Origin of the sequence: Spirillospora sp. NPDC049652, from assembly GCF_040675125.1 — a bacterium.
Lineage (GTDB): Bacteria > Actinomycetota > Actinomycetes > Streptosporangiales > Streptosporangiaceae > Spirillospora.
This window is the reverse complement of sequence record NZ_JBFAOF010000115.1, coordinates 1-12,860: the sequence shown is the minus strand read 5'-3', so window position 1 is coordinate 12,860 and position 12,860 is coordinate 1. Positions and strand designations below refer to the sequence as shown.

Annotated in this window: 13 protein-coding genes; 5 read left to right on the top strand and 8 right to left on the bottom strand. The window is 73.0% G+C overall.

Going from position 1 to position 12,860, the window contains the following annotated elements; genetic code table 11:
• Positions 1–18 precede the first annotated feature (18 nt).
• A complete protein-coding gene (locus AB0J52_RS10965) occupies positions 19–816 on the bottom strand; it encodes an MBL fold metallo-hydrolase (protein ID WP_500181398.1) in 798 nt (265 codons plus the stop codon).
• Between the two features lie 47 nt (positions 817–863).
• Here AB0J52_RS10965 and AB0J52_RS10960 point away from each other — a divergent pair, with 47 nt between their 5' ends.
• Positions 864–1,265 carry a MerR family transcriptional regulator gene (locus AB0J52_RS10960; RefSeq protein ID WP_500181397.1) on the top strand — a complete coding sequence of 134 codons (402 nt, stop codon included), beginning with the start codon at positions 864–866 and terminating at the stop codon, positions 1,263–1,265.
• A 5-nt stretch (positions 1,266–1,270) separates the two neighbouring features.
• On the opposite strand, the gene AB0J52_RS10955 is transcribed toward AB0J52_RS10960, so the two are convergent.
• The 5 genes from AB0J52_RS10955 to AB0J52_RS10935 form a co-directional block, all read right to left on the bottom strand.
• Positions 1,271–1,549: a hypothetical protein gene (locus tag AB0J52_RS10955; protein WP_500181396.1), complete on the bottom strand. Its 279-nt coding sequence runs from the start codon at positions 1,547–1,549 to the stop codon at positions 1,271–1,273.
• Positions 1,549–1,767 (bottom strand): hypothetical protein, encoded by a 219-nt coding sequence (locus AB0J52_RS10950; RefSeq protein WP_500181395.1) that lies wholly within the window; start codon positions 1,765–1,767, stop codon positions 1,549–1,551. Before AB0J52_RS10950 ends, AB0J52_RS10955 begins: the two co-directional genes overlap by 1 nt.
• A gap of 135 nt (positions 1,768–1,902) precedes the next feature.
• Entirely contained in the window at positions 1,903–3,093 is a 1,191-nt protein-coding gene (locus tag AB0J52_RS10945) for a helix-turn-helix domain-containing protein (protein ID WP_500181394.1), read from the bottom strand.
• A gap of 86 nt (positions 3,094–3,179) precedes the next feature.
• Positions 3,180–3,848: a (2Fe-2S)-binding protein gene (locus AB0J52_RS10940; protein ID WP_500181393.1), complete on the bottom strand. Its 669-nt coding sequence runs from the start codon at positions 3,846–3,848 to the stop codon at positions 3,180–3,182.
• Complete coding sequence (locus AB0J52_RS10935; RefSeq protein WP_500181392.1) at positions 3,848–5,065, bottom strand: ROK family transcriptional regulator; 1,218 nt, start codon at positions 5,063–5,065, stop codon at positions 3,848–3,850. The genes AB0J52_RS10940 and AB0J52_RS10935 overlap by 1 nt, the downstream gene beginning before the upstream one ends.
• Before the next feature lie 128 nt (positions 5,066–5,193).
• Here AB0J52_RS10935 and AB0J52_RS10930 point away from each other — a divergent pair, with 128 nt between their 5' ends.
• Genes AB0J52_RS10930 through AB0J52_RS10915 form a run of 4 tightly spaced genes read left to right on the top strand, consistent with a single transcriptional unit; the run spans position 5,194 to position 9,159 of the window.
• Complete coding sequence (locus AB0J52_RS10930) at positions 5,194–6,285, top strand: sugar ABC transporter substrate-binding protein (protein ID WP_500181391.1); 1,092 nt, start codon at positions 5,194–5,196, stop codon at positions 6,283–6,285.
• Positions 6,282–7,022: an ATP-binding cassette domain-containing protein gene (locus AB0J52_RS10925; protein ID WP_500181390.1), complete on the top strand. Its 741-nt coding sequence runs from the start codon at positions 6,282–6,284 to the stop codon at positions 7,020–7,022. Before AB0J52_RS10930 ends, AB0J52_RS10925 begins: the two co-directional genes overlap by 4 nt.
• The gene (locus AB0J52_RS10920) at positions 7,019–8,218 is read left to right on the top strand and encodes a sugar ABC transporter permease (RefSeq protein ID WP_500181389.1); all 1,200 of its coding nucleotides are present in this window, start codon (positions 7,019–7,021) and stop codon (positions 8,216–8,218) included. The genes AB0J52_RS10925 and AB0J52_RS10920 overlap by 4 nt, the downstream gene beginning before the upstream one ends.
• Positions 8,215–9,159 (top strand): ROK family protein, encoded by a 945-nt coding sequence (locus tag AB0J52_RS10915; protein WP_500181388.1) that lies wholly within the window; start codon positions 8,215–8,217, stop codon positions 9,157–9,159. Before AB0J52_RS10920 ends, AB0J52_RS10915 begins: the two co-directional genes overlap by 4 nt.
• 455 nt (positions 9,160–9,614) lie before the next feature.
• Here the strand turns inward: AB0J52_RS10915 and serA are convergent, their stop codons facing one another.
• Positions 9,615–11,204 carry a phosphoglycerate dehydrogenase gene (gene serA, locus AB0J52_RS10910; RefSeq protein ID WP_500181387.1) on the bottom strand — a complete coding sequence of 530 codons (1,590 nt, stop codon included), beginning with the start codon at positions 11,202–11,204 and terminating at the stop codon, positions 9,615–9,617.
• Positions 11,205–11,496: 292 nt separating this feature from the next.
• Positions 11,497–12,860 (bottom strand): M1 family metallopeptidase (locus AB0J52_RS10905; RefSeq protein ID WP_500181386.1); only part of this gene is annotated, 1,364 nt, incomplete at its 5' end.

Below are 12,860 nucleotides of genomic sequence, written 5' to 3'. Positions count from 1 at the left end.
TTCGCCGGCCCCCGGCCGTCACAGGTGGCGGGCCAGCTCCCAGGGGTCGTGCGCGGAGAACACCTCGACCTCGTCGCCGTGGTCGCGGACCAGTTCCCGTAGCCGCGCCTGGGTGCCGAGCCGCAGGTCGGGATGGATCTGCGACCTGGTCTGCACGATGTCCATGATCGGGTGCGGCTCCTTCACGTCGCGCATCTCCCGGTGGTAGTAGTACGCGTCGCCGCAGTGCAGCAGCCACCGGTCGGCGTCCCGGACGGCGACCCCCGCGTGACCCGCCGTGTGCCCGCCCAGGGGGATGAGCTTGATCTCGTCCGGCAGGCCTTCCAGAGGGAGGGCGGTGAAGCCGAACCACTGGTCGTCGGACGTGCCGTCGTAGGTCACCCACTTGGGGCCATGCGCCCAGTGCGCCGGACGGTACCGGGACGCGGCCCCCGGAGCGAGCGCCGCGTCCCGCTCGGCGGCGAGGACGTGGACGGCGGCGTCCGGGAAGTCGGGGAGGCCGCCGCAGTGGTCGACGTCCAGGTGGGTCAGGACGATGTGCCGCACGTCGGACGGGTCGTACCCCAGGGCCTCGACCTGCCGGACGGCGGTCTCCGCCTCGTCCAGCACCGGCCCGGCCATCGCGATCCAGTCCGCGTCGAGGGAGCTCTCCGGGTCGCGGACGTCGCCGAGCCCGAGCCCGGTCTCGACCAGGACCAGGCCGTCAGCGTCGGTCTCGACCAGCAGGCAGTGGTTCACGGCCGGGCCGGGCTCGGGTCCGTCGTAGGTCGCTTCGATCGTGCGCATGGAACCGCAGTTCAGGTGGTGGATCTTCATGCCGCTATGCTGCGACTTGAAGCGCGCTTCAAGTCAAGGAGGCGGGAATGGACGATTCCCTGCTGGACATCGGCGAGGTCGCGCGGCGCTCCGGGGTCGCGCCGTCCGCCCTGCGGTTCTACGAGGCCAAAGGGCTGATCGAGCCCGCCGGACGGAACGGCCTGCGCCGCGCCTACCGTCCTGACGTGCTCGAACGCCTCGGGATGATCACGTGCGCGCGAAGCGCCGGGTTCACGGTCGCCGAGGTCGCCGCGTTCCTCGCCGTCCGTCCGGGGGACGAGGGGCTCCGGGGCCGCATGACGGCGAAGGCCGACGCCCTGGACGACCAGATCGCGCAGCTCACCCGCCTGCGCGACAGCCTGCGGCACGCGTCGGTGTGCGACCACGACCCGGTCGTCGAGTGCCCCGACTTCAAGCGGGCCATCGGCCGCGTCCCCGCCGGGGTCTGAGCGGATCACCCGTCGAGGAGGCCGGCGAGCCACCAGGCGATGGTCTCCGGCGTCCGCAGCCGTCCCGCGAGCTTGTCGGCGGCCTCGAAGATGTCGCCGAGGCCCGTCCCGGACGAGTCAACCAGCCCGTCCGCGCGGAGGCGGACGGTCTCCCCCACGGACGGGATGGCCGGGTTCGCCACGAGAAGCGCGGTCACGGCGCGGCCGGGCGGCGGCCCGAGGTGCGCCTTCACGCGGAGCCCACGGGTGACGAGGAGTTCCTGGAGTTCGGCGAGCGCGTTCATCAGTCGGCCTCGGCCCGCACGTACGCGCGCAACTGATCGCGGAGCTTCTCGGGGGTGTCGGCCTCGGCGGCGGACGCGCCGTGCTGCACGAGTTCGCCGGGCCCCGGCCCGCGCAGCGCCCACCACCGCCCGGTGTCCCGCGTGCAGATGATCGACCACCCCGGAAACTCCTCCCGAAGCGCCTTCTCGATTGCTGCCGCCTTCACGTTGTCGGTCACATAGAGCATTCACTCGCGCACGCATTCATGCGACCAGGGACGTGGTGTACCAGTCGTTTCGGCCGTGTCCAGCCACGGTCGGACACGGTGTCCAGCGGGGGCGTGAGGATGGTTCCCCAGGTCGGACGCGGTGTCCTAGTCGAGACCCACCTCGGTCGCCAGCGCCCGGATTGTCGGGGTGGGGCGCGTGGTGATCTCGCGGACCTCCGCGACGAGGGAACGGGCGATGGCCTGGTGGCGGAACCAGATGCGCGAGGTGGCGCGCGCCTCGGCGAGGCGCGTCTCGGCGGCGCGCGGCTGACGCGCGTCCACGTGGGCCTGCGCGACGTCGAGGAGGTGGCGGCTGTAGGAGATCCCGCGCAGGTGGCCGGGCCGGATGCCGCGCGCCTCTTCGAGGGCGCGGCCGGGTTGCTTCAGCGTGGCCCACGCGTGCACCGCCTGCATTCGGACGCTGGCCGGGCCGAACGCGGTCTGGTAGGCGTCGACGCGGTGCCCGATGCGCCGCGCGGCGGCGGCCGCCATGTCGATGTAGCCGGCCGGGTCCTTCCCCGCCGCGACGGCGGGGGCCAGCGCGGTCATGAGGAGGTTGCCCCACGCCGCGAGATGGGTTTCGGGCGCGGAGAAGGACGGCTCGATCTGGGCGGCGGCGGCCATCGCGACCCGCTCGGACTCCTCCAGGCGCGCCTGGTGGAGCAGCACCCACGCGTAGGTGCCGTGCATGGTCGCCCACTGCCTCGCGTCGTCGCCCTCGGCCGCCGCCGTGACCGCGCGCTCCGCCCCCACGGCCGCCAGGTCGAGCCTGCCGAAGTGAACCAGCAGGCAGGACGCGAGCTGGTACGCCTGCGCGAGCGAGACGGCGACCGTCGCGCCGAGCGTGCGCCGCGACAGCCGCGCCTCGGCGATCAGGCCGGGCAGCACGGCGGTCAGCGTCCCGAAGTCACCCGCCCAGTAAAGGTCCCAGCAGCGCCGGATCGCCGCTCCCAGTTCACGCGGCGGGGTCGCCTCGCCTGAGTCATCCGCGTCCAGCCCGCCCAGGCCCGGCAGCAGCGACGGCGCGAGCAGCACGTCCCGCACCGCCAGGACGCTGGCGCCGTCGCGGTCGCCGCCCAGCCGCTCGCGCCTGCCCGTCAGCTCCGTGATCTCGACGTCCAGCGCCCGTGCGAGCTTCATCAGCGTGGTCGTGCGCTCGCCGCGCCGCCGCCCTTGTTCCAGCTTCGCGATCGTGTCGCGCGACAGCCCGGCCACCTCGGCCAGGCCCTCCTGGCTCATCCCGCGCTCGTGGCGGATGCGCTTGAGATTCGTCCCGATCGTGCTGGTCTCGGACATGGCCCGTACCTCCTGACGCCTCGGAACTTCAGGCTACGAGGCGCGGCGTCTCCCGGCGTGGGTCTGATCGTTTTTGGGGTGCGTGATCACGAGCGGCGGAGGGCGCAGTCGCCGCACAGTTCGCCGCCGGGTGGGACCTTGTAGTACAGGCAGCAGCTTCGTCTGACGTAACCCCGGGGGGTCATCCGGCCTGCGGTGGCCAGGGGTGGACGCGTCAGGAGGTCCCGCACGAACGGGACCAGGGTGCGGGCCAGGTCGGGGGACGTGCGGGCGACGTAGAGGGTTCCGGCGAGGGCGGACGCGACATTGCCCCAGATCAGGCCGTCCGCGAGCTTGACCACCTTCGCCATCGTGTCGCGCAGCGGGCGGAGCTGGCCGTCCACGACGGTCTCGATCGCGCGGGCCGGGGACGCGGGCCATCCGGTGGGGTCCGCCAGCCACAGGGCGATGGGCGCGCCAGGAGCCCAGCGCCAGTGCAGGGACGCGAGGTCGGGCACGACGCCGAGCGCCGCGGACGCGACGACCGGCGACCACAGGCGCGACGCGATGCCCTGGAACAGGATGCTCGCGGCGACGCGCCGATCGCCGGTGCCGAGCCGCTGGGCGTACTGGTCGATGAGTCCGTCCAGGCGCTCGGGATCGGTCTCGGGGAGGGGACGCCAGGTCGGGTCCACCTCCTCGTCCGGGTCGGTCGACACGGCGAAGTAGGGGCCGAGCGCGGCGGCGCGGCGGAGGGCTTCCTTCACCTCGTCCATCAGCCGACCGCCGGTTCGGCGACGTCGCGGTGGAAGACGATGTCCATCGCCGTGGTGACGCCGATGGCGAGCGCGCCCAGCACCGACGCGTCCGCACCCAGCGCGGACGGCTCGACCGGGGGCGGATCAAGCGGCGTCATGTCCGCGAGGCGGTCGCGGACGGCGTCCAGCAGGACGTCCTGACCGTGCCGGACGAGGCCGCCGCCGATCACCACCAGCCGCGGATCGAGCACCGCGATCACGCTGGCCAGCGCGCGGCACACGTTCCCCGCCTCGTACTGGACGGCCTCGACCGCGAGCGGATCGCCCGCCCGGGCCGCGTCGTAGACACCGGCGGTGGTGAGACGGCCGTCCATGCCGAGACGGCGGGCGGTGGCGACGAGTCCTGCGGCGGAGAGCACGCTCTCCAGCATGCCGTGCCGCCGCGCCTCCGGTGCGCGCGTGAGCGGGTCGGTCTCGCCGAGTGGCAGAAAAGCGACCTCGCCCGCGGCTCCGCGCGCACCTCGGTACAGCTCACCGTTGAGGACGATCCCCATGCCGATGCCCGTCCCGACGGAGAGGAACACGAAGTCGGGGACGCCGCGTCCGAGGCCGTGCGCCTGCTCTCCCAGGGCCGCCAGCGCGATGTCGTTCTCGATGAGGACGGGCGCGGGCAGCCGTTCGGCCAGGTCGCGGGTGACGCCCGGGGTCTCCCAGCCGGGCAGGTTCGGGGCGAGGCGCAGCCGGTGCGCCTCGGTGTCGTGGACACCGGGCGTGCCGATCACGATGTGGGTCAGGTCGGCGGGCGCGCATCCGGCCTCGGCGGCGAGCTCGTCCACGAGGGACACCAGTTGCCCGGTCAACTCGTCCGGGCCGACCGCGCGGGACCGGACGTCCCGCCTGGCCAGCACCTTCCCGTCCAGGCCGCAGAGCGCGGCGCGCACCCACTCGCGTCCGACGTCGATGCCTACGGCCCGTCCGGCGTCGGGATGGATCTCGTACAGCATCGCGGCGCGGCCGGCGTTGCCCGTGCGGTGCCCCACGGTCCGGACGAGCCCGGCGCGTTCCAGGTCGGCCAGCGCGAGCGACACCGTCGGCTTGGACAGCCCGGTCTCGCGCGCCACCTCCGGCCGCGACACCGGGCCGAGCTCGCGGATCCGCTCGTAGACGGCCCGCTCGTTCATCACCCTCAGCACGCTGGTGGTGCTCGCCACCGGCCTGCCGATCGCCCCCGCCACTGGTCCTCCCGGTGTTCCGTCCGCATCTGCTCCGCATGTCCCAGACCGGATCGTCGCATGGCCTTGTTTTGTTAGGAAGCCTCTCTTACTTTCAAATCACCGGCGAGCCACCAGAAGGCGGTGCGTGCATGCACACCACGATCCGGCCGCGAACCCCCAGGACCGCCGCGTGGGCGGTCACCCTCCTCCTCGCCCTCACCGCCTGCGGAGGCGGAGGCAAGGGCACGTCCTCCCATGACTCGGCGACCATCGCGCTCCTGCTCCCCGAGTCCAAGACCACCCGGTACGAGGCGTTCGACCGCCCGCTGTTCGAGCAGCGCGTCAAGCAGCTCTGCCCGCGCTGCTCCGTCGTCTACGCCAACGCCGACCAGGACCCCGCCAAGCAGCAGAGCCAGGTCGAGTCCGCGCTCACCCGGGGCGCGAAGGTGCTCGCCCTCGACGCCGTGGACGCCAAGGCCGTCGCGCCGCAGGTCAACGAGGCCGGGCGGCGGCACGTCCCGGTCATCGCCTACGACCGGCTCATCACCGGCGTGAAGTACGCCTACTTCGTCTCGTTCGACAACGTCCGCGTCGGCCAGATGCAGGGACAGGCCCTGCTCGACGCGCTCAACGCCCGGCACACCCTCGGCAAGGGCCGCATCGTCATGCTGAACGGCGCGCCCACCGACCCCAGCTCGGCCGACTACAAGAAGGGCGCGCACAGCGTCCTGGACGGGAAGGTCCCGATCGGCCGCGAGTACGACACGCCCGACTGGAGTCCCGACAAGGCGCAGCAGGAGATGGAGCAGTCCATCACCGCGCTCGGCCGCGACTCGATCATCGGCGTGCTGTCGGCGAACGACGGGATGGCGGGCGGCGCGATCACGGCGATGCGGCGCGCCGGGTACCGTCCGCTCCTGCCGATCACCGGGCAGGACGCCGAGCTCACGGCCGTCCAGCGGATCCTGTCCGGCGACCAGTACATGACCGTCTACCTCAACATCAAGGCGCAGGCGTACAAGTCGGCCGAGCTGGCCGTCGCGCTCGCGCGCGGCGAGAAGCCCGCCGCGCCGACGACCGTCGACAACGGCTCGGGCGGGATCCCGGCCTTCCTGCTGTCCCCGACGGCCGTCACCCGCGACAAGGTCAAGGACACGATCGTCAAGGACGGCTTCTACACCGTCTCCCGGATCTGCGCGGGCGACGCCGCCACCGCCTGCAAGAACGCGGGGCTCCAGTGAACGGCGCGCCCGTCCTGTCCGCACGGGGTGTCGGCCGCTCGTTCGGGGCGGTCCGGGCCCTGGACGACGTGACGCTCGACCTGCACGCCGGGGAGGTGACGGCGCTCGTCGGGGACAACGGCGCGGGGAAGTCCACGCTGGTGAAGATCCTGTCCGGGGTCGTCGTCCCGGACACCGGGCGGATCGTCCTCGGCGAGGAGCCGGTGCGGATCGTCCGGCCGCATGACGCCCGCGCGCTCGGCATCGCGACCGTCCACCAGGACCTCGGCCTCTGCGAGAACCTCGACGTCGTCGCGAACCTGTTCCTCGGCGCGGAGCCGCACCGCTGGTCGCTGCTGCGCTCGCTGCGGATGGAACGCACCGCGCGCGACCTGCTGGCGTCCCTGGACGTCCGCATCCCCGACCTGCGGACCCCGGTCGCCTCGCTGTCCGGCGGGCAGCGCCAGTCCGTCGCCATCGCCCGCGCGCTGCTCGGCGAGCCGCGCGCCGTACTGCTGGACGAGCCGACCGCCGCGCTCGGCGTCGAGCAGACCGCGCAGGTTCTGGCGCTGATCCGCCGCCTGCGCGACCGCGGGCTGGCCGTCCTGGTCATCTCGCACAACCTCGCGGACGTCCGGGCCGTGAGCGACCGCATCGCCGTCCTGCGCCTGGGACGCGGCGCGGGCGTCTTCCCGACCGCCGAGACCACGACCGAAACCGTCCTCGCCGCCATCACGGGAGCGGAGGCCGCCGCATGAACCGCATGCTCCTCAGCCGCTCGGTCGCGGTCCCCGAGGCCCGCGGACGGCGCGTCCGGCTCCCGAGACCGTCCGGGGGCGAGCCGGGCGCGCTGCCCGTCGTGGCGGGGCTCGCGCTGATCGCCGTGGTGTTCGGGTCGCTGAACGGCCACTTCCTGTCCAGCGAGAACCTCACCAACCTGGCGCTGCAGATGGCGGCGACCGGGACCATCGCGCTCGGGATCGTCCTGGTCCTGCTGCTCGGCGAGATCGACCTGTCGGTCGGGTCGGTGAGCGGCCTCACCGCCGTCGTGATGACGGTGCTGAACGTCCACGGGCACGTCCCGGCCGGGTTCGCGGTGCTGCTCGCGCTGGGCGCGGCGGCGCTCGTCGGGCTCGCGCACGGACTGATGTTCACCGTGCTGCGGATGCCGTCGTTCGTGGTCACCCTCGCCGGGCTGATCGGCTGGCAGGGCCTGATGCTCTACCTGCTCGGCCGGGACGGGACGATCAACCTGCCGTTCGACGGGCCGGTGGCCACGCTCAGCGACACCTGGCTGCCCGCCTGGCTGAGCTGGAGGGCCGTGCTCGCGGCGGGCGCGGCGTACCTGGCCACGGAGCTGCTCGTCCGGCGGGCGCGGGCTCGGACGGGGCTGCCGGTGACCAGTCCGCTGCCGGTCGTCCTGCGCACCGGCGGGCTGGTGGCGGTGCTCGCGGCCGGCGTCGCGGTGCTGTCCGGCGACCGGGGCGTCCCGCTCACGCTGGTGATCTTCGGGGGGCTGGTCGTCCTGCTGGACCTGGCGCTGCGGCTCACCCTCCCGGGGCGCTGGGTGTACGCCGTCGGCGGGAACGCCGAGGCCGCGCGGCGCGCGGGCATCGCCGTGACGCGCGTCCGGATCCTGGTGTTCGCCGGGTCGTCGGTGCTGGCCGGGGCGGGCGGGATCCTCGCGGCGAGCCGCCTGTCGGCGGTGAACCAGAGCTCCGGCGGCAGCGACATCCTGCTGAACGCGATCGCCGCGGCCGTCATCGGCGGGACGAGCCTGTTCGGCGGGCGCGGACGCGCCTACGCCGCCCTGCTCGGCATCCTGGTCATCCAGTCCGTGGCGAACGGGATGCTGCTGCTCAACGTGGACTCCTCGGTCCGCTTCATGGTCACGGCCGGGGTGCTGGCGCTCGCCGTCGCGATCGACTCGGCCGCGCGCGGCGGCCGCCGGTGAGCGCCCGGCCGCTCGGTGCGGGTCCGGGACGGCCGGAGCCGGGCGCGGGGTTCGTGCTCGGGATCGACTTCGGCGGCACCAAGATCGCGATGGCGACCGCCGGGCCGGACGGGACGGTGCTGCGGACCGTCCGGCTGGCGACCCTGGCGGGCGACGGCGCGCGGACCGTCCTGGACCGCGCGCTGGACGCGGCCCGGCGGCTGTCCGCCGAGACCGGGCGCGACGCGGGTCCGCTGCTCGCGGCCGGTGTCGCCACGTTCGGCGTCGTCCGGGACGACCGGGTGCTGCTCGCGCCGAACGTGCCCGGCTGGGAGGAGCTGCCGCTCCCCCGGCTGCTGCGGGACGGGCTCGGCGCGCCGGCCGTCCGGCTGGACAACGACGTCAACGCCGCGACCGCCGCCGAACTGCGCTGGGGCGGCCTCGCCGGAACCGGCACCGGCCTCTACGTGAACGTCGGCACCGGCCTCGGCGCGGGCCTGGTGGCGGGCGGACGGGTCGTGCGCGGCGCGAACGGCGCGGCGGGCGAGATCGGCTACCTGCTGCGCTCCCCCGGCGAACCGGGCCACGCCGCCGGACGCGCGCCCCTGGAAGAGGACGTGTCGGGCGGTGGGCTGGCGCGGCGCGCGTCCGCCCTCGCCGGGCGGGAGATCACCGCCCGCGAGCTGTTCGGCGCGTCCGTCCCGGCGGAACTGCGCGTGCTGCGCGACCGCGCGCTGGGCGAACTGGCGATGATGGTCGCCAACCTCGCGATCACCCTCGATCCGGAACGGGTGGTGCTGGGCGGCGGAATGGCCGCCGAACCCGCGCTCGTGTCCCGGATCGAAGGGCTGCTGGACCGGGCGGTGCCGTTCCCGCCCGTCCTGAAACCCGCGCACTTCGGCGCGGACGCGGCCCTGCGCGGAGCCCTCGCCCTCGCACTGGACTCCCTGCCCGGCGCCTGACGGCCGGTCAGGTCGGCCGCCGAGGCCCAGGGTTCCTGGACGCGGTTCAGAGGCCGCGGCGGTCCAGGGCCGTCTGCAGGGCGCGCTTGGCCTCCTCGGCGTCGTCGTCGGGCAGGGTGGCCGAGGTCTGGGACTGCATGTCGAAACGCATGGTGGTACTCCGGTCGTCGCTGGCGGTGTGGTCGCGGGGAGGGCTCGGGGATCGTGGTTCGCACGTTCCCGGGTCCTGTCGGAACCCGCTCGCGGCAGCGGAGGATGTCCACGGAACGCCGCTTTTGCTCCCTTCCGACGTTACCTCTGGATCGGCGACTTGTCTTGACCGGTGGCCACCTATCCCACATCGTGAGACGACATATAGGGTGAACTGGGCAAACAGAACGGGCGGGTGGTCGAAACCACCCGCCCGTTCGATACCGCGAAACCCCTCACAGGGCCTCAAAGGCCCACGGCCTGGGTCAGGAGTCGAGGTCCGCCCGGCGGCCCATGTCCGCGCCGACCTCGGCGGCGATCGCGTCGACCAGCTGCGGCGGGATCGCCTCGTCCACGGTCAGCGCGATCAGCGCGCGGCCGCCCTTGACGTCCCGGCCGACCTGCATGCCGGCGATGTTCACGCCCGCGTCGCCGAGCAGCTTGCCGACCACGCCGACGATGCCCGGACGGTCGCTGTAGGAGAAGAACGCCATGTGCGCCGTCGGCAGCAGCTCCATGTCGTAGCCGTTGATCTCGATGATCCGCTCGTGGTGCTTCGGCCCGGTCATGGTGCCGGAGACCGAGATCACCTCGCCGTCGGCCATCGTGCCGCGCACCTGGACGGTGTTGCGCCAGTCCGGGCTGTCCTCGGAGGTGGTGAGCGACACCTCCACGCCCCGGTCGCGGGCCAGCAGCGGCGCGTTGACGAAGGTGACCGACTCGGTGACCACGTCGCAGAACACGCCCTTGAGGGCGGCCAGCTCCAGCACCTTCACGTCGTGGCCGGTGATCTCGCCGCGGACCACCACGTCCAGCCGCACCGGGACGCCCCCGGCGAGCGCGGTGAAGATCCGGCCGAGCTTCTCGGCCAGCGGCAGGCCGGGCTTGACGTCCTCGGCGACCGCGCCGCCCTGGACGTTCACCGCGTCCGGCACGAACTCGCCGGACAGCGCCAGCTTCACCGACCGGGCCACCTGCGTGCCGGCCTTCTCCTGCGCCTCGTGCGTGCTCGCCCCGAGGTGCGGGGTGACCACGACGTTGTCGTGCACGAACAGCGGGCTGTCGGTGCAGGGCTCGGTGGAGAACACGTCCAGGCCCGCGGCCGCGACCCGGCCCTCCTTGAGCGCCAGGTCGAGCGCCGCCTCGTCCACGATGCCGCCGCGCGCCGCGTTCACGATCCGCACCTCCGGCTTGACCAGGTGCAGCTCGCGGTCGCCGATCAGGCCGAGCGTCTCGGGCGTCTTCGGCAGGTGGACGGTGATGAAGTCGGACTCGGCGAGCAGCTCGTCCAGGGTGACCAGCCGCACACCGAGCTGCGCGGCACGGGCGGCCTGAATGTAGGGGTCGAAGGCGATCACGTTCATGTCGAAGGCGGCCAGGCGCTGCGCGACCAGCACGCCGATGCGGCCGAGGCCGAGCACGCCGACGGTCTTGCCCTGCAGCTCGACGCCGGTGTACTTGGACCGCTTCCACTCGCCGTTCTTCAGCGCCGCGTGGCCCTGCGGGACGTTGCGGGCGATGGCCAGCAGCAGCGCGATGGCGTGCTCGGCGGCGGTGACGATGTTGGAGGTCGGGGCGTTCACGACCATGACGCCCGCCTTGGTGGCGGCCTCGACGTCGACGTTGTCGAGGCCGACGCCGGCGCGGGCGACCACGCGGAGCTTCGCCGCGTGCTCGAAGACCTCGGCGTTGGCCTTGGTGGCGGACCGGACGATCAGGGCGTCCACGTCCGCGACGGCCGGGAGGAGGGCGGCGCGGTCGGCGCCGTCCACGTGGCGGACCTCGAAGTCGTTCTCGAGGACCGCGAGGCCGGCCGGGGAGAGTTCTTCGGCGACAAGGACGACAGGCTTGCTCAAGGAACAGTCCTTCGGATGGTGGATTGCCCGCACTAGCTGTGCGGATACGTCGCGAGCTCACCCCGTCGTGCCCTCGCCTGCCCCCCGAGTCTATAGGGGCCCCGGATACCGGAAGGCGGCCCCCACGACACTCATCGGTAACCCCCCGCGGACCGTCCGGCGGGCCTCCCGGCGCCTTCCGGAGGCAAGCGGCGGGCCGGTCCGGCCGCCCCCTGAGACGCGGGACGCCACCGGCCCGCCCGCTGGTCGCGGACGGGCCGGTGGCGCTGGGGGGAGAGGAGGGACCCGGTGATCAGTGGCCGGGCGCGGTGGCCGGCCGGCCCGGCGTGTACAGCCAGGTCTTGATGATGCCGTCGATGTCCTTGCCGGACACCCGCTCGACGTGCCGCACGAACTGGGCCACGGTCGCGTCGCCGCCGCCCTTGGCCGCCTGCCAGGTCCGCAGCGCCTTGAAGAACGCCTTGTCGCCCACCCGCAGCCGGATGGCGTGGGCCGCGATCGCGCCCCGGTCGTAGACCTGGTCGGCGAACGGGTCCTGCGCGCCGGGGTCGCCGGGCAGCAGGTTCCACCAGGCGTCGCCCGCCGGGTGGGCGTTGTAGGTCTGGTCGGAGAGCTGCTGCGCGGTGGCCGTCCCCTCGTGCTCGCTCCACAGCCACTCGGCGTAGGTGGCGAAGCCCTCGTTCAGCCAGATGTCCTTCCAGTTGTGGACGGACACGTTGTCGCCGAACCACTGGTGCGCGTTCTCGTGCACGACGACGCTGAAGTTCGGCTTGCCCTTGGCGAAGAACTTGGGGCTGTAGAACGGCCGCGTCTGGGTCTCGATGGCGAACCCGGCCTTGGTGTTCGGGACCGTCCCGCCGAGGGCCTCGAACGGGTACCGCCCGAACAGGCCGCTCTCCCACTTGAGGATCTCGGGAGTGCGCTTCAGGCTGGTCAGCGCGTTGGCCTTGACGTCGGCGGGCAGGTCCGAGCCGATCGCGTACTCGTACGGCAGGCCGTTGGCGCGCCCCTTCACGACGTCGAACTTCCCGACCGCCAGGGTCGCCAGGTAGGTGGCCTGCGGACGGGTCTCGCGCCACCCGAAGGTCGTCCAGCCGCCCTTGCTGCGCACGCCCGTGGACACGCCGTTGCTGATCGCCTGGTGGCCGTCCGGGACGGTCACCGAGACGTCGAAGGACGCCTTGTCGCGGGGGTGGTCGTTGCTCGGGTACCACCACCAGGCGCTCTCCGGCTCGTTCGCCGCGACGCCGCCGGTCGTGGTCCGCTGCCAGCTCGTGAACCCCTTGATCTTCACCGCGGACGGGACCCCGCCGTAGGTGACGACCGTGGTGAAGCGCTCGTTCCTCCGCAGCGTCCGCGGCGGCGTGATCACCAGCTCGTGCTCGCCCTCGGCGGTGAACTTCGCCGGCCGCCCGTTCACGGTGACCTTGGCGACGGTCAGCCCGAAGTCCAGGTTGAACCTGGTCAGGCCTTGGGTGGCGCGGGCCCGGACGGTGGCGACGCCGTCCAGCCGGTCGGTCGCCGGCTGGTAGCGGAGCTTGAGACCGTAGTGGGAGACGTCGTAGCCTCCGTTGCCATAGTCCGGGTAGTAGGGGTCGCCGATACCCGGCGCCCCCGGCCCGGCGGACGGCGGGGCCGCCTGCACGACGGTCTGCC